We start from the raw sequence: 17,989 nt of genomic DNA on the forward strand, positions 1-17,989 counted from the left end.
CAGGGAATGAGCGAATCGACCGACCTTCGGCACTCCTCGGCGGCCGGGCAGCCGGCAGGGGCCCAGCCCCTGCTGGAACTGCGCGATCTCGACACCGACATCGCGCTGCGCCGCGGCACGGTACACGCCCTCGACGGGGTCAATCTCGAGGTCATGCCGGGGGAGACCCTCGGCGTCGTGGGTGAGTCCGGCAGCGGCAAGACGATGACGGCGCTGTCGATCATGGGGCTGCTGCCGCCCGGCGGCCGGGTGTCCGGCGGGCAGATCCTCTTCGAAGGCCGGGACCTGCGATCGCTGCCAGCAGACGAGGTACGCCGGATCCGTGGTGTCCGGATGGGCATGGTCTTCCAGGACCCGCTCACCTCGCTCAACCCGACCATGCGGATCGGCGTCCAGGTCGCCGAACCGCTGCGGGTGCACGAGCGAGTCGGCAGGGCGGAGGCCCGGGAGCGGGCCATCGAGATCCTGCGCCGGGTCGGGATGCCACGCCCGGACCGGATCGTCGACAACTACCCGCACGAGTTGTCCGGCGGGATGCGGCAACGGGTCGCCATCGCGATGGCACTGGTCTGCTCCCCGCGCCTGCTCATCGCCGACGAGCCGACAACGGCGCTCGACGTCACCACGCAGCGGCAGATCCTCGAACTCATCGACGACCTGCGGGAAGAGTTCGGGATGGCCGTCATCCTGGTCACCCATGACCTGGGGGTGATCGCCGGCCGCGCCGACCGGGTCGCCGTCATGTACGCCGGACGGGTGGTGGAGACCGCGGCGACCGAGCAACTGTTCCGCTCGCCTCGGCACCGCTACACGGAGGCGCTGATGGAGGCGCTCCCCGAGTCGGCGATCCGGGAGAGCGGTGCACACGCCCGGCTCTACAGTATCCCGGGACTGCCGCCGGACCTGTCCCGGCCCCTGGCCGGCTGCCGGTTCGCGCCACGCTGCCGGCACGTCACCGACGAGTGCCGGACCACCGAGGTGGCCCTGTCGGTCGGCGAGCACCGGCACGCCTGTCTGCACCCGGTGCCCGCCGCACCGGTCACCCTGCCGCCTCGGGTGCGGGTCGAGCAGGCGCCCGAACCGGCCGACTCGACGGCCGGAGCAGACCAGCCGGCGGCGACCCCGGTCCTGTCGGTGCAGGCGCTGGTCAAGAACTACGCGGCACACGGCCGCGGGCTGCTGCGCCGGTCCGCCGGGCAGGTGAGCGCCGTGGCGGGTGTCTCCTTCGACGTCGGCCCGGGGGAGACCTTCGGGCTGGTCGGCGAGTCGGGCTGCGGCAAGTCCACCGTGGGACGGCTGGCCGTCGGGCTGGAGCGGCCGACCGCCGGGCAGATCCTGCTGGACGGCACGGACATCGCCAGCCTGGCCGGGCGGGAGCGCCGCCGGATGCACCGGCAGGTCCAACTGATGTTCCAGGACAGCTACGCCGCGATGAACCCGCGGATGCGTGTCGACGCCATCCTCGCCGAGCCGCTCGAGATCCAGAAGGTGGGCGACGGGGCAGCGCGGCGGGCGCGGATCGCGACGCTGCTCGACCAGGTGGGGCTGTCGCGGCGGGTCCTGGAGCGCTACCCCCACGAGTTCTCCGGCGGCCAGCTGCAGCGCATCGGGCTGGCCCGGTCGCTGGCCCTGCAGCCCCGGCTGATCGTCGGCGACGAGCCGGTCAGCGCGCTTGACGTGTCGATCCAGGCGCAGGTGCTCAACCTCATGCGGGACCTGCAGCGCGAGCTCGGCCTGGCGTACGTCTTCATCAGCCACGACCTGTCCGTCGTCGACTACATGGCGGACCGGATCGGCGTCATGTACCTCGGCAAGCTCGTCGAGGTCGGTCCCGCCCGGGACGTGGTCCGGGCCGCCCGGCATCCGTACACGCAGGCGCTCATCGACGCCGTCCCCTCGATCACGCCGAACGCCGCGACCGCTCGCGACGGCGTCACCATCCGAGGCGAGCTGCCCAGCGCGTTGAACCCGCCCACCGGGTGCCGGTTCCGGACCCGCTGCCCGCTGGCGCAGGAGATCTGCGCGACGGAGCCGCCGCTGGCCGGCGACGGGCACCAGGTGGCCTGCCACTTCCCGCTGCGTCCGGAGTCGAGCAAGGCGGCCGCAGGGGCCGGGGCGGCCGGATGACCAAGCGAAGCGAGGAGGCGGCATGACCACGGTGGAGATCTGCGTGAGTGACGTGCCGACCGCACTGGTGGCCGAGGCCGCCGGGGCCGACCGGCTGGAGCTCTGCGCCGATCTCGGCCAGGGCGGCACCACCCCCAGCCTGGGCACCGTCGAGGTCGCCCTGCGGACGTTGCGCCGGGTGGGGGTACGCGTCATGGTCCGTCCCCGGGGCGGTGACTTCCGGTTGAGCGAGATCGAGGAGCAGGTGATGCTCGCCGACATCGCGGCCATCCGGAGCCTGCCCAATCCGCACGGCCTCGCGGTCGGGGTGGTGGTCGGCGCGGTCACCGCCGACGGCGGCCTCGACCTGGCCGTGCTCCGGCGCCTGATCGAGGCGGCGGGGCCGCTGCCGGTGACGGTGCACAAGTCCTTCGACGAGGTCGGCGACCAGCTGGAGGCGATCGAGGAGATCATCGACCTCGGAGCCGACGCGGTGCTCACCTCCGGCGCGGCGCCCACCGCGCTGGCCGGCGCCGCGCGGATCGCTGCGCTACGGCAGCGGGCCGGCGACCGGTTGCGGGTCATCGCCGGCGGCGGCATCCGGTCGCACAACGTCCGGCAGGTGCTCGCGGAGACCGGGGCGCGGGAGGTGCACCTGCGGGCACCGGTGCGGCGCGACGGACGCGAGGCCACCGACGGCGACGAGGTACGCCGGGTCGTCGCCGCCACACGCACCCAGTCCGACACAGGGGAGTGAGCGCTCCGATCCTCGGGTCAGCCGGGCACCGGCAATCGGCCGTGGGCGACGGCGTCCAGCCGTCCCCACGGGCCGGGCACGCCGAGCAGTTCGACGAGCCCGATCGTCTCCGGGACCGCCGGTTCGACCGACAGGTGCCCTTCGCAAGGTTCCACGCCCAGCAGGGTGCGTAGCAGCATGAGCGGGGCTGAGGCAGAGATGGCCTGCGGGGAGCCGATTCGTGGCAGGGTGACCGGGTACCTGGTCAGGCTCCGGCCGTATCCGGCGAACGCGCCGGGTAGTCGTCCGTCGAAACAGCTCGCCGCCGTCAGGATTCCTTCCGCGACCCGGGCGGCCTCCCGGTCATGCCCGTACCGGCGTAGGCCGTAGGCGATCAGCGCGTTGTCGAACGGCCACACCATCCCGGTGTGGGTGCCGATCGGGTTGTAACGGTGGTTGTCGGTGGCCAGTGTCCGGATTCCCCAGCCCGAATACAGCCGGTCGCTCATCAGGTGCTCGGCCACCTGGGCCGCTTTCTCCTCGGTGGCGATCCCGCTCCACAGCAGGTGGCCGATGTTCGAGGTGAGCCCGTCCACCTGGGTACCGTCGGCCTCCAGAGCGACCGCGTAGTAACCGCGATCGGCGATCCAGAAGTCCCGGTTGAACCGGTCCTTCAGGTCTGCGGCCTCCCGCTCCAGGCGATCGGCGTACGCCGGGTCGTCCCAGACCTGCCGGGCCAGCCGGGCACCGCGTAGTTTCGCGTCGTACGCGTAGCCCTGCAGCTCACAGGTGGCGAGGGGATAGCCGGGCAGCCGCCCGTCGCGGTAGGAGATGCCGTCCGGGGTGTTCTTCCAACCCTGGTTGATGACGCCGCACCGCTGGTTGCGCCGCTGGTACGCCACGTATCCTCGGCCGGTCAGGTCGGCGTACTGGTCGATCCAGGCCAGCGCCATGCGCGTCTCGTACTCAAGCTCGCGCACCAGGCTCTCGTCGCTGGTCCACCGTTCGTACTCGTCGAGCAGCACCACGAACAGCAGGGTCGTGTCGGCCGCGCTGAAGTCGGCGGCCTGTGGCTGCTCCTCGAAGGCCGCGCTCTCGCCGTACCGGACCTCGTAGAAGACCTTGCCCGGATCCTCTTCCCGGAAGTCGTTCGGCAGGGTGCCGTGCCCGACCGCGCACAACCGCAGGGTGGGCACGCTCAGCTGCGGGGTGAACGAGATCGCCTGCAGGCAGGAGATGAGAGCGTCCCGGGCGATCAGGGTCATGTACCAGGGCATCCCGGCCATGGGCAGCCGCTCCCGGTAGGTCCACGTGGAATAACGCAGCGCACCCAGGTCGATCAAGCTGCGGCGGTAGGTGACGGCCAGCGAGGCCGAGTCGGTGCGCAGGTCTGGTGCCGAGTCGAGCCATTCCTCGAGCTCGCGGCGCATCTCCGGTCGTTTCCGTCCGCGGTGGGAAGCGAGGTTGGCCCGAACGTCCCGGCCGTGCGCGCCGCGCAGCACCGCGTCCACCCGCAAGGTGGTTCGCCAGCTGCCGTGCGGTCCGATGGTCACCTCGAACGTCATGCCCCGTTCGTCGACCGCCGCCGGCTCGGACGACGTCACGATCGTCTCCCGGACGAACGACTCCCGCTCGTAGGTCAGCCGCAGGCCGTCGTTGTCGACCCGGACCGAGGTGCGGCCTTGCCGTGGTCCGCCGCCATCGCGGCGCAGCTCCACCGTGTCTGCGAAGTCGTTGCCGATGTCTATCCTGACCCGCATGGTCACGGGTGACTTGTCGTGATTGAGCACGATCAGCTGCTCGTTGAAGGTGCCCTCGATCGAACGGTGCCGGATCACCGACACCGTCGCGTCCACGTAGTGCGTCGCCGCCCCGGGAACCAGGAAGAACCGCGTCTCGAAGAAGTTCAGCTCGTCCACGGCAAGCAGGTTCAGGCGTTTCCCGTCGACGCTCAGGGCCCACTGATTCAGAAACCGGGTGTCGAAGGAGTACAGCCCGGTCGCAACACCCGCATCGGCGGACATGTCGCCGCGGTTGTCGCTCAGGATGTAGGTGTTGCCGTCCACGGTGCTGACCAGCTTCGGATCCACGTTCAGCCCTCCGGTGTCCGAGCCGCGGTCCGGCCGGCTCGCCGAGCCGCCGGCAGCAGTTCGCGCAGCGTGGCCAGCAGGCTGATGTCGCCTTCGACGCTGAGCAGGTTCCGCCACACGGCGGCGTACACCCCCTGCTCACCGGTCAGTATCCGGGCGAACACGTCCCGCCTGGCCCGGATGACTGAGTCCGCCTCCCGGCTGTCCCTGGCGACCTGCACGTCTCCCGAGTCGAAGATCAGCACCCAGTGCTCCAGCACGTGGTCGACGGTCAGATCGAACCGCATCGTCCCGGCGTACTTCTCGGGAAGATGCGGCCTGCTCCGTTCGATGTCGGCGAAGAACTCCTTGATCGGGTCGGTCATTCGTCCCCCCAGCCGTACGCCGGCAGGGACAGACTCACGGACGCGAGGGCGAGCCGGCGTCACCCGGATCGGGTGATTTCCGTTGTCGGCCACACCCTGGCGCCATCAGGTTCCCAGGGTCAGGGCGGCCAGTGCCGCGTTCGTGATCGATCCAGGAAGCAGGTCGTGGATCTCGTAGAGGTCGGCGACCCTGCCCGATTGTCCGAACTCGTCGACCCCGAGCGGCACCGCGGGCACGCCGAGCGCGGAGCCGAGCCACGCGAGCGCGTGACTGGAGGCGTCGTGGACGGTCACGAGGGGCGCCCGCGTCGCGAACGCGGTGCGCAACGCGCCGGGGCTGGCCGGCGCGGTCGCGGTCCGGATGCCTTGCCGCAGTGCTCGCTGCCAGGCGGTGAAGAGGCGGTCGGCGCAGGTGATGTCCACGACGTGTGCGGCGATGCCTTCCTCGGCCAGCTCGGTCGCCGCCGCGACCGTCTCGGGCAGGACGGCGCCGCTGGCGGCCAGGTAGACCTGCGGTGCGCCGGCGGCGGCCAACTCGGACGCGTCGACCAGCCGGTACGCACCGGCCAGAACCTGCCGGCGCAGGACCACGTCGCCCAGCCGGCTCCGGGCCGCTTCGAACGGTGCCTGGTCGATCGGGCGGGTCGACAGCCGCAGGTAGTACGCCCCGTGGTCGCCGGCGGCGCCCGCCGAGCCCGGGTCACCGGCGGCGATGCGCGACAGGGCGTCGCACATGAGCCAGTCCAGGGCGGTGGCGTATGCGGGCTCCAGGAAGGTCACGCCAGGCAGCTCGATGCCGATGGACGCGGTGATCGTGGACTGATGAGCCCCGCCCTCAGGTGCCAGGGTCACCCCGGAAGGCGTGCCGGCCACCAGGAACCGTGAGCCGGAATAGGCGCCGTGGATGAAGGCGTCCAGCCCCCGGCACACGAACGGGTCATAGACGGTGCCGACCGGCAGGAGCGGTTGGTCGGAGTGGTCCCAGGCCAGGCCAAGCTGCCCGAGCAGCAGGAACAGGTTCATCTCGCTGATGCCGAGCTCGATGTGCTGCCCGGTCGGTCCTTCCGCCCACCTCAGCACCGGGTCGGCGTTCCAGGATCGCCGCTCTGTGGGCGCGAACACGCCGGCCCGGTTGATGAACCCCGCCAGGTTGGTCGATGTCGCGACGTCCGGCGCGGTGGTCACCAGATACGGGGCGACTGCTTCGTCGCGCGAGAGGTCCACCAGGATCCGGCCGAAGGCCTCCTGGGTGGACACCGGCCGGGAGACCCGTACCCCGGTGGCGGTCGGCACGGTGACGCCCAGCCGAGCGTTTCGCGGCTGCCGGGCCAGTTGCCGCGCGCGTTCCTCGATCCACCGGCCCTCGGCCGAGTCGGGATCGAAGCGATCCCATTCCCGGTCGGCGGGGACGCCGGTCTGGGCCCGCAGCGCATCGATCTGCTCACCGGAGAGCAGGGCCGAGTGGTTGCGCGGATTCCCCGCGATGGGCAGGCCCCAGCCCTTGATGGTGTAGGCGAACAGCACGGTCGGTCGGTCCGTGGCGTCGCACTCGGCCAGCCCGTCCAGCACCGCGCCCAGGTCGTGGCCGCCCAGGTCGGTGACCAGTTCGCCCAGGTCGTCGTCGGTGACGTCGGCGACGAGTTCCGCCAGGCCCGCGGGAGCCCCGTCCAGGAGCCGTTCCCGCAGTGCCGGGCCGCTGAGGCCGAACAGCGACTGGTACTGCTCGTTCGGCATCGCGTCGATCCACTCCCGCAGCAGCGGACCGTTGGGGCGGGAGAAGAACGCCTGGAGTCGTCGCCCGTACTTGACCTCGACCACGTGCCAGCCGTTGGCCTCGAACGAGGCCCGCCACTGGTCGATCCGGATTCCGGGGACCACCCGGTCCAGCGACTGCCGGTTGAAGTCCACGATCCAGGTGACCCTGCCCAGCCCGTGGGTGGCAGGATCGGCGACCGCTTCCCAGACGTTCCCCTCGTCCAGTTCGGCGTCGCCGAGCAGCGCGATGAACCGTGACCGGGGGCGCGCCCCGAAGTGGGCGTCCACGTAGCGGCGCACGGCCGCCGCGAAGAGCGGCGCCGCCGCGCCGAGCCCGACCGAGCCGGTCGAGAAGTCGACCTCGTCGGGATCCTTGGTCCGCGAGGGGTACGACTGCAGCCCGCCCCGTGCGCGCAGCTTCGTCAAGTAGGAACGGTCCAGCTTGCCGAGCAGGTACTGGATCGCATGGAAGACCGGCGCGGCGTGCGGCTTGACCGCCACCCGGTCCGCCCCGTCCAGGTGCGCGAACCACAGCGCGGTCATCACCGTCACCATCGACGCCGATGACGCCTGGTGACCCCCGACCTTGACCCCGTCGCCGGTGTCCCGCTCACGGTTGGCCGCATCCACGATCCGCGTCGCGAGCCACAGCACCCGACGCTGGACGGCGTCGAGGACGTCCAGGTCGACGTGCGGTTCGGCGTCCGGACCAGGCGGTTGTGCGGACACCGCGGGGGAGGCGGGGGAGATGTCCGGAGGCTGACCAGGCAATCGGGGGATGGGGTGGTTGACCGTGGTGCTCATGCCGGGACCCGGGCGGCACGCGAGTTGCCGACGAACTCGGCGACGCGGGCGAGGTCCTTCTCGAAGCCACCTCCGGGCAGCGCCCGGTTGGTCAGCGTGAGCGAGTCCACGCCCCAGGGCTGCACGGTCGCGATCGCCGCCGCCACGTTCTCGGGCGACAGGCCCCCGGCGAGGATGACCGGGATGCCGACGGACGCGACGATTCGCGCGCTGATGTCCCAGTCGTGCACCACCCCGGCGGCGCCGACGCCTGCGACCTCGTCGGTGTGGGAGTCGAGGATGAGCAGGTCACTGACATCGGCGTAGGCGCGGGCGGTGTCCACCGCCGCGGACCCGGTGACGGCGATGGCCTGCATGATCTTGCAGTCGGGCAGCCGGCGCCGGAGCGACGCGACGGCGGCCGGCGGCACGGCGCCGGGCTCGCCGCACAGGTGCAGGATGTCGGGCTGGACCCGCGTGGTCATGCGGACGATCTCGTCGAGGTCACTGGAGACGGACAGGGCCACCGAGACCGCCTTCCCGCGCAGCGCACGGACGGCTTCCGCTGCGGTGTCTTCATCGATCTCTCCCGGCAGGCCGAGCTTGGCCGGGGTGAGGCCGACGTGGTCGACTCCTACCTCCGCGAGGGCGAGGGCCTCGCGAGCGGACTGCGCGGTGTAGATCTGGACGATCACTCGGTTCTCCAACTGGTGTCCGAAATAGTCAATAGGAACGCTGTGCGATGGCTTGGTTGAGTCGCTTCTCGTTCTCCAGCACGTCGTCGACGTGCCGCAGCGAGTACGCGACATAGAGGGCGTCGAGGAGTGCCATCTGGCAGGCCCGGGCGGCCAGGGGCTCGCTGCGGGTCTCGTGGGAGACGCTGACCAGCACGACGTCTCCCTGCCGCGCGACGTGGGAGTCCCGGTTGCCGGTCACGACGAGGGTGGACGCCCCGGCCCGGCGCGCCTGGGCCAGCATGTCGGCCACGTCCTTCGTGGCGCCTGAGTAGGAGATGCCGATCGCGAGATCCCCGGGGCGCAGCAGGGAGGCGTGCATGATCTGCAACTGCGAGTCGACCGGGGCGTCGCAGCGGATCCCCAGCCGGTGACACCGCTGGTAGAAAGACTGCGCGACGACCCCGGACGTGCCCACGCCGCCGACCAGGACGTGGTCGGCGGCTTCGAGAAGGTCCAGCGCCCGTGCCATGTCCTGGCCGGTCAGCAGGTGGTGCGTGTCGCGCAGGGACTGGATGGTGCTGGCGAAGACCTTGGCCGCGACCGTCGCCGCGTCGTCGTCCGGCGTGACGTCGTCGTGGATCAGTTGGGTCGGCGAGGCGAGGTCCTGGGCCAGGCCGAGCTTCAGGTCGGTGAACCCGGCGAAGCCGCTGTTGCGGCACATCCGCAGCACCGTCGTGTCGCTGACGTTGCATGCCCGGGCGACATCCAGCATCGAGCTCTCCAGCAATCCTGCCGGCTGCTCGAGGATCCAGTCCGCGACCTTCCGTTCGGTGTCGGACAGTGCTGGCCTGGCTGCCCTCAGTCGCGCCAGGGCGCTGGTGCCGTTGGTGGTGGAGTTGGTCATTCCCTCGCCCCGTCTCGAATTGAGCAACACCCTAGACCAGGCTGACTCGTGGTGGTAGTACTACTACCCACCAAGTTTTCAAGCAGTGGAACCACGGGAGTCTGGGATGCGAATCAGATCTGCATGGCGAGCGGCACTGGCTGCCGGTGCCGCGCTCGTGATGCTGTCGGCGTGCGCAGGCGCCGGTGGCTCGGCTGACACCTCTGGCGGCGGGAAGACCCTGGAGATCTGGCACGCCTACGCAGGCCAGAAGGACAAGGTCGAGTTCATCGAGTACGCGCTGGACACCTTCAAGAAGGCGCATCCCGACATCAAGGTGAAGGAGGTGTCGGCCGAGCAGTCCTCCTACAAGACGAAACTGCAGACGGCCATGGCCTCGGGCAACGCGCCGGATGTCTTCTACACGCTGCCGGGTGGCTACCTGAAGGCCTTCGTCGACAGCGGCCAGGTCCTTCGGCTGGACGACGAGCTCGCCAAGCAGGGCTGGCGCGACAGCTTCCTGGAAAGCTCGCTGCCGTCGGTCACCTTCGGCGGCTCGACGTACGCGGTGCCGATCGACATCGACGCCGCGCTGGTCTGGTACAACAAGGCACTGTTCGACGCCAAGGGATGGCAGGTCCCCACCACCTGGCCGGAGTTCCTCGACCTGGCCGAGAAGATCAAGTCGGCCGGCGTGGTGCCGGTCGCGCTCGGCAACAAGGACAGCTGGCCCGCGACCTTCTGGTTCCAGTACGCCGAGATGCGCATGCACGGCAGTGGGGTCATGTCCGGCTTCGGCGCCGGAGACAAGAACGCCACCTTCGGACCCGAGGCCAAGGACGCGGCCGGCGTCCTGCAGACGCTCGCCCAGAAGGGATACCTGCCGAAGGGCGCGAACGGCATGTCCGACGCGGAGGCCAACATCCTCTTCCTCAACGGCAAGGCGGCCATGGTCCTCAACGGCACCTGGCAGATCGGTATGTCCGCGGAGGCCCCGGCCGGCTTCGAGCTCGGCTACTTCCCGTTCCCGACCTTCGCGGCGGGCAAGGGGAACCAGAGTGACGTCCTGGCCGGCGTCGCCGCCAGCTTCGCCGTGTCCGAGAAGGCCAAGGACAAGGAGGCGGCCCTGGCGTTCCTCCGCCACATCACCAGCCCCGAGGTGATGACCAAGTACGTCCAGATCCGCAAGACCATGGTCGCCCGCAAGGGGGCGACCACGCCGGAGGCGGCCGGCCCGCTGCTGGCCGGGGTGGTCCAGGACGTGATCGGCAAGGCCGAGACCCTCGACCCGTTCTACGACACCGCGATGGCCCCCAAGACCACCGAGACGTACTACTCCACCCTCCAAGGGTTGATCGACGGCTCGATCCCGCCGGCGGCGGCGTCCGAGGCCATCGAGAACGCCGCCAAGGCCGGCAAGTAACCACTGCGATCCGTTGCCCGAGCGCCCGCCCCGGCTACGGGCGCTCGGGCGGCGACCCAGGAGGTCTCGTGTCCACATCCACGCGGTCCGTCGCCGCCCGCCGCGACGCTCGGGCAGCACTGCTGTTCCTCGCGCCCGCGGTGCTGTTCCTGGCGGTCTTCGTCGCCTACCCGCTGCTCACGGCCGGGGTCCTGTCGTTCCACTCATGGGACGGCGTCTCGCCCCGGCAGTGGACCGGCCTGACCAACTACGAGCGGCTGCTCGGCGACCGGATCTTCTGGGGGTCACTTCGTAACAACGTCCTGGTCGCGCTCACCGCGATCGTGTTCCAGGTCGGCGTCGGCATGGTCATCGCGTACTGGCTGGTGCGGGTGGTGCCCCGGATCAAGCGGTTCGCCATGTTCGTCTACGTCGTGCCGGTGGTGATCAGCGAGATCTGCATCGGGTTGCTCTGGGGTTTCGTCTACAACCCCTACTTCGGGCTGCTGAACGGCTTCCTCAACGCCGTCGGGCTCGACGAACTCGCACGCGGGTGGCTGGGCGACCGGTCGACCGCGATGCCCGCGGTGCTGGTGGTCATGAACCTGACCTACCTGGGGCTGTACATCCTGCTCTTCGTCGCCGCGTTCGAGAACGTCGACGAAGCGGTGTACGACGCGGCGGCCATCGACGGCGCCGGCCACTACCGGACCTTCTTCTCCGTCAGCGTCCCGATGGTCTGGTCGAACGTCCAGGCGACGACCCTGCTGGCGGTCGTCTCCTCCTTCAAGACGTTCTCCCTCGTCTACGTGCTCACCCGAGGGGGACCGAGCAACGCCACCGATGTGGTGTCCACGTACCTCTTCCAGACCGGCTTCGGGAACTTCGAAGCCGGCTACGCGTCCACCATCGGATTCGCCCAGATCCTGCTGACCGCCGCGGTCGGCGTCTTCGTCCTCGGCCTGATGCGCCGCGGGAAGCGAGGAGAGGCGTGAGTTCCTCGACCATCCACGTCACCAGGCAGCACCCGGCGGCCGTACCGGCAACGACCGGCCGCGGGCGGCCCCGCCTCAGCACCGGCACCGCGATCGTGTACCTCATCCTGGCGGTGCACCTGACCGTGGTCATCTTCCCCTTCCTCTGGATGGCCTACAGCTCGCTGAAGAGCAACCAGGACTTCCTGGCGTCCGTCTGGTCGCTGCCCACCGACCCGCAGTGGGCCAACTACGGCAAGGCGCTCGGCGAAGGGAAACTGCTCGTCTACGCCGGAAACTCCCTCGCGGTGACGGTGGTGTCGGTCGCGTTGACCGTCGCCATGGCCACCGCCGCCGGCTACGCCTTCGTCATCTACCGCACCCGTTGGATGCCGTGGGTGGAGATCGCGATGCTGGTCGCGATGGCCATCCCGGCGTACGTCGCACTGGTGCCGCTGGTCGCGACGCTGCGCGACGCGGGCCTCCTGGACACCCGTACCGGAGTGGTCCTGCCCACCGTGGCCTTCAACCTGCCGGTGTCCGTCCTCATCATGCGGGCGTTCTTCAGCACGGTCCCACGGTCCCTGGTCGAGGCAGCCCGGGTCGACGGCGCGTCCGAACTGCGGGCCTTCCTGCGCGTCATGGTGCCGATCGCGCGACCGGCAATGTTCACCACCGCCATCGTCAACACCATCTGGGTCTGGAACGACTTCCTCTTCCCGCTGGTGCTGCTCAACACCCCCAGCAAGAAGACCTTGCCGCTGGGACTCACCGACTACGTGGGCGAGCGGGTCACCGACTACCCCGTGCTGCTGGCGGCGGTTCTGCTCGCCGCGCTCGGTTCGTTCGTGGTGTACGTCGCCCTCCAGAAGCAGGTCATCGGCGGGCTGACCAGCGGCGCCATCAAGCAGTGACGGCCAGCCCGGCCCGCCCCAACCCAAGGAGACACCCCATGGACGACCTCGACTTCGCCAGCCGCGCCGTCTACTACGAGCCCGAGGCCAGCACGCAGTCGATCAGCTACCCGATCTACATGTCGGCCAACTACCAGTACGCCGACGACATCTACGACCAGATCGTCGACGGGGCTCGCAAGGAGGTGAACATCTACAGCCGCTGCGGCAACCCCAGTGAGTACAAGCTCGAGGAGCACGTCGCCCAGCTCGCCGGCGCGACGGCGTGCCTGGCCACCGCCTCCGGGATGGCGGCGATCTCCCACGCCCTGCTCGGCCTGCTCAAGGCCGGGGACCACATCGTCGCCGACCTCACCACCTACAGCTCCACGCACGAGTTCTTCGACCACCGCATCCAGGACTTCGGCATCGAGGTCACGTTCGTCGACGCCAGTGACATCGCGGCGGTGGAGGCGGCGATCACCGACCGCACCCGCGTCCTCTACGTGGAGACCATCGCCAACCCGACGATGAAGATCGCGCCCCTTCGCGCCCTCGCGGACCTCGCCCACTCGCGGGGAATCGTCGTCTTCTGCGACAACACCTTCGCCAGCCCGGCGGTCTGCCGGCCCCACGAGCACGGCGTCGACGTGGTGCTCGAGAGCGCCACCAAGTTCATGGGCGGCCACAATGACGCGGTGGGTGGGGTCATCACCCTGCGCTCGGACATCCTCCCCGCGGACTGGCTGGAGCAGGTTCGCTGGAACACCCTCACCAAGCTCGGCGGGGCGCTGTCCCCGTTCAACGCGTGGCTGCTGCTGCGGGGGCTGCAGACCCTTCCGCTGCGGGTCGAACGGCAGACCCAGAACGCGCTTGCCCTCGCCGAATGGCTGGAGAAGCAGCCTCAGGTCCGCAAGGTGTTCTACCCGGGCCTGCCCAGCCATCCGCAGCACGAACTGACCCAGCGGCAGTTCGACATGCCGGGTGCGATGCTGGCGTTCAGCCTGGACACCGAGGACCAGGCGGTGCGCGTCCTCAAGGGCCTCAAGCTGGGCTCTTTCGCGGCGAGCCTGGGTGGGGTGCGGACCGTGACCCAGGTACCCGGGACGATGGCCTTCCTCGACATCCCGCCAGCGGAGCGGGAGCAGATGGGCATCACCGACGGCATGATCCGGGTATCCGTCGGCATCGAGTCCGCCCGCGACATCATCCGTGACTTCGAGCAGGCCATGCGGTAGCTCCCCGGCCGGCCCGGTCGTTCCGCCCGGGCCGCGGTGTCCCCACCCACCACGAGATCATCAGGACGATCGAGACATGACAACCCCAGCATCCGACCGGTGGGGCGGCCTGCCCGTCGAGGTTCATCCAGAGGTGGCCGAGGCCCTCCGTCACGGCGGGCCCGTCGTCGCGCTGGAGTCCACCATCATCAGCCATGGCCTGCCCCGCGACAGCAACATGCAGGTGGCGCGCGACATCGAGCAGTCGGTGCGAGCCGCGGGCGCCGTGCCCGCCACCATCGCCGTCCTGGACGGTCGCGTCCGGGTCGGCCTCGATGAGGATGCCCTCCACCAGATCGCGAGCCGCGACGACGTCAACAAGGCGAGCATCCGTGATGTCGCGGTCACCCTTGCCCGTCGGGTTCCGGGCGCCACGACGGTGGCCTCCACGGCCTGGCTGGCCAGCCTGGTGGGCATCGAGGTCTTCGCCACCGGCGGTCTTGGCGGCGTGCACCGAGGCGCGGCGACATCGTGGGACGAGTCCGCCGACCTCATGGGGCTCGCGACCGCACCGATCGTCGTGGTCTGCGCCGGGGTGAAGTCGATCCTCGACGTGCCGGCGACCCTGGAACGGCTCGAGAGCCTGTCGGTGGGCGTCGTCGGATACCGCACCGACATCTTCCCCGGCTTCTACGTCCGGCAGACCGAGATGGCGGTGCCGTGGCGGGTGGAGACCCCCGAGGAGGTGGCCCGGATCCACGCCGCCAACCGGGCCCTCGGCAACAGCCGGGCCCTGGTTGTCGCGAACCCGATCGAGCCGGAGAGCGAGATGGATCCGGACCTGCACGACGAAGTCCTGGCGGCAGGGCTCGCGGCGTTGCGGGAGCAGGACGTGCGAGGCAAGGATGTGACTCCGTTCCTGCTGGCCTTCTTCCATGAGCGGACCGGCGGCGCCAGCCTCCAGGCCAACGTCGACCTGGTGCTGGCGAACGCACGCCTTGCCGGCCGGATCGCAGTGGCCGGGACCGGCGGCTGAGAGGTGACAGCGCAGTGACCGCGAGCCAACTCGTGGCAGAGGTCAGTGGGCAGCGGGACGCCGTCGTCCTACTGCTCGGTGACATCAACGTCGACCTGATTCTCGAGCTCGCCGAGTACCCACGGCCCGGTGGCGACGGTGTCGCCTCGTCCCAGCGGATCGGGCTGGGCGGCTCCGCGGCCAACAGCGCCATCATGCTCCGCCGGTTGGGCCTGCGGCCCAGCATGCTCAGCGCGATCGGCGAGGACCGCTGGGCCGAGGTCGCGGTCGAGGCGCTGCGCGCCGAAGGGGTCGGCTTGGAGTACGTCGTCCGCGACCCGCACGAGCCGACGTCGCTCAACGTGATCGGCGTGACGCCGGACGGGGAGCGCACGATGATGGCCTACCGCGGAGCGAACCCTCGGTATTCGCCGGCCCACCTGCCGGAAGAGGCGATCGCCGCCTGCGATTTCCTGCACGTGTCCGGTTACGCCTTCCTGCAGGCGCCGCAGTCGCTCGCCGCGGTCCGGGCGATCGAGGTGGCCACCGCGAACGGCGTGCCGGTCTCCCTCGACATACCGGTGGATCCGGCCCGTCGTGAGCCGGCCACCATCCGGCGGTTGTTGAGGTTCACCGATCTGCTGGTCGTCGGCGTTCCGGAGGCCCGGCAACTGGTCGGGACGGCCGAGCCGGCGGAGGCCTGCCGCCGGCTGTGCGACCTGGGGGCCAAGACCGTCGCGCTCAAGGTCGGCCGCGACGGCACCATCATCGCCACCGCCGACGAGTTGGTCGAGCTGCCCGGGCTGTCGGTGCGGACGGTCGACACGACCGGCGCGGGTGACTCGTTCTGCGCCGGCGCCATCGCGGCGACGCTGGCCGCCCTGCCGCTGGCGAAGATCGGAGCGTGCGCCAACCTGCTCGGCGCCGCCGCCGTCGAGAAACCGGGGGCCGGACGCTCGTTGCCGACCCTCGACGAGGTACGAACCGTCGAGCGGCGCCAGCCGACCCGTCGGTGAACGAGCACGGCGAGCCCGACCGGCATGCCTTGCCGTCGATGTGACCGGCCGCGTGTGCGGTGCCGCCGCTGGCCAGGTTGCTGCGCTGTGTAATGTTGATCATCCGATAAGGACCAATGGCGCCTGACCCGTGCGTGATCTTCGCGCCAGAGCTTTGGAGGACTGTGTGCGCGTGCTAGCGCGACGACTGTCGATCTCGGCACTCTCAGTGGCTGTTGCGGTGGTGACGTTCGGTTCGCCGGCCCACGCCGCGACGAACCCGTTCACCCCGGCACAAGCCTGCAACAACGACTTCGGCGGCTCGTGGGCCCAGGCTTCCGACGGTCACCGGTCGATCTACTCCGGCAGCACCAAGGTGGGCGACGTCTACCTGATGTACAACAGCGCGACCGGGTACAACTGTGTCGCCACCCTCAAGGCGGTGGCCATCGGATCGACGACCGGGGTTGCCGCCAGTTTGCGAGTTGAGGGCAGCTCCTGGGCCACCGACTCGGGCAACTACAAGTACTACGCCGCGAAGCAGCGCGCTGCGCGGGACACCTGCGTCCAGTACGAGGGAGAAGTCCTGTACGGCACGATGTGGGCAGGCAACGGTAGGTACACCTGGGGTAACTGCGGCTGAGCGGCCGCGAGACTGCGGGTACGCGTATGCGTACCCGCAGTCACCCCCGACGCGGGGAGCGGCCGCGCGCGTGAAGCTGGCCGAGACCAAGGCCGCTGACCTGCGCCGGCACGATAGCGTCGGGGCGATGCACACCCCTTCCGAACCAGCCGCCATGACCACCGCCGAACGCGCGATCGATGCGCGCTTCCGCGCGATCCTGGCGCGGCTGCCCCAGCGTGGTCCGATCGGCTGGCTGATCGAGCTCGCGGTCTTCGGACTCAAACAGGCCTGGGCGTGCGTGTTCGGTGGGGCGATGCTGGCGGTCATCTTCGCGGCGCACCTCTGGTACCCGAGGGATGCGGTGTTCGCCCGCAACGACTTCCTGACTCTTGCCGCGGTCGCCATCCAGATCGCCATGGTGGCCGGACGCCTGGAAACCCTGCGGGAACTGCGGGTAGTGCTCCTGTTCCACCTGGTCGGTACAGCAATGGAGCTGTTCAAGACCCACATCGGCTCGTGGTCCTACGCGCCCGACGGGATGCTGCGGCTCGGTGCGGTGCCCCTTTTCAGTGGCTTCATGTATGCCGCGGTCGGCTCCTACCTGGTCCGCGTCAACCGGCTGTTCGACCTGCGTTTCGCGCGCTACCCGAAACGATGGGTGACGGCTGCCGTGGCCGTCGCGATCTATGCCAACTTCTTCACCAACCACTACGTCTTGGACGTCCGGTGGCTGCTCATCGCCGTCGTCGCCCTCGTGTTCGGGCGCTGTGTCATGCAGTTCCGCATCTTCCGGTTCCGTTGGCGCATGCCGCTCCTGCTCGCCTTCGTCCTCGTCGCCTTCTTCATCTGGCTCGCGGAGAACATCGCCACCTGGTCGCATGCCTGGCTCTACCCCAGCCAGCTGGGCGGTTGGCAGCCGGTTTCGCCGGCGAAGCTGGCATCGTGGTTCCTCCTCATGATCATCTCGGTCGTGATGGTCACCTGGATCTCACCGCCGCAGCCGCCCGACGACCGGCAGTCGGCCACAGCGGTGGGCGCGGACGCGGCGGAGCTTCCTCCTGTCTCAGCGTCGCGGTCGCCGCGGTGATCCGGTTCGATCGAGGGGCTGGCTCGGGCAGGAAGGCGAGGTGATCTGGGGGAGCAGAGCGTACGCCGTGAGACCGGCCGCCCCGTGCGGCTGAGCCGGCGTTGACACCTCGTGACACGATCATCGTGCCGGTGGCCGTACGGCCGCCGGGGCGGAGGGGGGACGCGGTGGCCGGCTTCTTCGGTGCGGCGCTCAACTTCCCCACTGTGCTGTTCAGCTTCCTACTGCTGGTCGTGGTCGGCTACTGGCTCCTGGTGCCGACCGGAGTGCTGGATCTCGGGGACGACCTCGACGTCGAGGCGTTACGCACGGGCGCGACGCCCTGCGGCAATTGTCCGCCGATCGATCAACGCATAGTAGATCGTCAATGTTAAATGGGCAATGCG

General features: G+C 69.7%; 16 protein-coding genes. 11 read left to right on the forward strand and 5 right to left on the reverse strand.

The annotated features are described in order from the left end of the window. Nucleotides 1-6: 6 nt before the first annotated feature. Together ABZ783_RS10875 and ABZ783_RS10880 are read left to right on the forward strand one after the other, a co-directional pair. Nucleotides 7-2,127, forward strand: coding sequence for an ABC transporter ATP-binding protein (locus tag ABZ783_RS10875; protein ID WP_357436154.1), 2,121 nt, complete (start codon nt 7-9; stop codon nt 2,125-2,127). Nucleotides 2,128-2,149: 22 nt separating this feature from the next. Beyond that, nucleotides 2,150-2,863 carry a copper homeostasis protein CutC gene (locus ABZ783_RS10880; protein ID WP_357436156.1) on the forward strand — a complete coding sequence of 238 codons (714 nt, stop codon included), beginning with the start codon at nt 2,150-2,152 and terminating at the stop codon, nt 2,861-2,863. A gap of 17 nt (nt 2,864-2,880) precedes the next feature. Here ABZ783_RS10880 and ABZ783_RS10885 read toward each other — a convergent pair whose 3' ends face one another. The 5 genes from ABZ783_RS10885 to ABZ783_RS10905 form a co-directional block, all read right to left on the reverse strand. Further along, nucleotides 2,881-4,932 carry a glycogen debranching N-terminal domain-containing protein gene (locus ABZ783_RS10885; RefSeq protein ID WP_357436158.1) on the reverse strand — a complete coding sequence of 684 codons (2,052 nt, stop codon included), beginning with the start codon at nt 4,930-4,932 and terminating at the stop codon, nt 2,881-2,883. 2 nt (nt 4,933-4,934) lie between these two features. Continuing rightward, nucleotides 4,935-5,297 (reverse strand): SCP2 sterol-binding domain-containing protein, encoded by a 363-nt coding sequence (locus tag ABZ783_RS10890; protein WP_357436160.1) that lies wholly within the window; start codon nt 5,295-5,297, stop codon nt 4,935-4,937. A gap of 105 nt (nt 5,298-5,402) precedes the next feature. Next, the gene (locus ABZ783_RS10895) at nt 5,403-7,856 is read right to left on the reverse strand and encodes a pyruvate dehydrogenase (protein ID WP_357436162.1); all 2,454 of its coding nucleotides are present in this window, start codon (nt 7,854-7,856) and stop codon (nt 5,403-5,405) included. Beyond that, nucleotides 7,853-8,530, reverse strand: a complete 678-nt coding sequence (locus ABZ783_RS10900) for a phosphoribosylanthranilate isomerase (protein WP_357436164.1) — start codon at nt 8,528-8,530, stop codon at nt 7,853-7,855. The genes ABZ783_RS10895 and ABZ783_RS10900 overlap by 4 nt, the downstream gene beginning before the upstream one ends. A gap of 28 nt (nt 8,531-8,558) precedes the next feature. Beyond that, on the reverse strand, nt 8,559-9,416 hold the full coding sequence (locus ABZ783_RS10905; protein ID WP_357436166.1) for a MurR/RpiR family transcriptional regulator: 858 nt from the start codon (nt 9,414-9,416) through the stop codon (nt 8,559-8,561). Between the two features lie 106 nt (nt 9,417-9,522). Here ABZ783_RS10905 and ABZ783_RS10910 point away from each other — a divergent pair, with 106 nt between their 5' ends. From ABZ783_RS10910 to ABZ783_RS10950, 9 genes are all read left to right on the forward strand, one after another. After that, nucleotides 9,523-10,818, forward strand: a complete 1,296-nt coding sequence (locus tag ABZ783_RS10910) for an extracellular solute-binding protein (protein WP_357436168.1) — start codon at nt 9,523-9,525, stop codon at nt 10,816-10,818. A 68-nt stretch (nt 10,819-10,886) separates the two neighbouring features. Beyond that, nucleotides 10,887-11,792 carry a sugar ABC transporter permease gene (locus ABZ783_RS10915; RefSeq protein WP_073838336.1) on the forward strand — a complete coding sequence of 302 codons (906 nt, stop codon included), beginning with the start codon at nt 10,887-10,889 and terminating at the stop codon, nt 11,790-11,792. After that, nucleotides 11,789-12,685 carry a carbohydrate ABC transporter permease gene (locus ABZ783_RS10920; RefSeq protein ID WP_357436170.1) on the forward strand — a complete coding sequence of 299 codons (897 nt, stop codon included), beginning with the start codon at nt 11,789-11,791 and terminating at the stop codon, nt 12,683-12,685. The genes ABZ783_RS10915 and ABZ783_RS10920 overlap by 4 nt, the downstream gene beginning before the upstream one ends. Before the next feature lie 38 nt (nt 12,686-12,723). Continuing rightward, nucleotides 12,724-13,902 carry an aminotransferase class I/II-fold pyridoxal phosphate-dependent enzyme gene (locus ABZ783_RS10925; protein ID WP_357436171.1) on the forward strand — a complete coding sequence of 393 codons (1,179 nt, stop codon included), beginning with the start codon at nt 12,724-12,726 and terminating at the stop codon, nt 13,900-13,902. Between the two features lie 76 nt (nt 13,903-13,978). Next, nucleotides 13,979-14,917: a pseudouridine-5'-phosphate glycosidase gene (locus ABZ783_RS10930; RefSeq protein WP_357436173.1), complete on the forward strand. Its 939-nt coding sequence runs from the start codon at nt 13,979-13,981 to the stop codon at nt 14,915-14,917. A 14-nt stretch (nt 14,918-14,931) separates the two neighbouring features. After that, entirely contained in the window at nt 14,932-15,912 is a 981-nt protein-coding gene (locus ABZ783_RS10935; RefSeq protein WP_357436174.1) for a carbohydrate kinase family protein, read from the forward strand. Between the two features lie 223 nt (nt 15,913-16,135). After that, complete coding sequence (locus ABZ783_RS10940; protein WP_357436175.1) at nt 16,136-16,534, forward strand: hypothetical protein; 399 nt, start codon at nt 16,136-16,138, stop codon at nt 16,532-16,534. A 127-nt stretch (nt 16,535-16,661) separates the two neighbouring features. Next, nucleotides 16,662-17,603 (forward strand): DUF817 domain-containing protein, encoded by a 942-nt coding sequence (locus tag ABZ783_RS10945; protein WP_357436482.1) that lies wholly within the window; start codon nt 16,662-16,664, stop codon nt 17,601-17,603. A 131-nt stretch (nt 17,604-17,734) separates the two neighbouring features. Further along, entirely contained in the window at nt 17,735-17,977 is a 243-nt protein-coding gene (locus tag ABZ783_RS10950; protein ID WP_357436176.1) for a hypothetical protein, read from the forward strand. Nucleotides 17,978-17,989 lie beyond the last annotated feature (12 nt).

Source organism: Micromonospora sp. NPDC047738 (assembly GCF_040642675.1).
Classification (GTDB): Bacteria; Actinomycetota; Actinomycetes; order Mycobacteriales; family Micromonosporaceae; genus Micromonospora.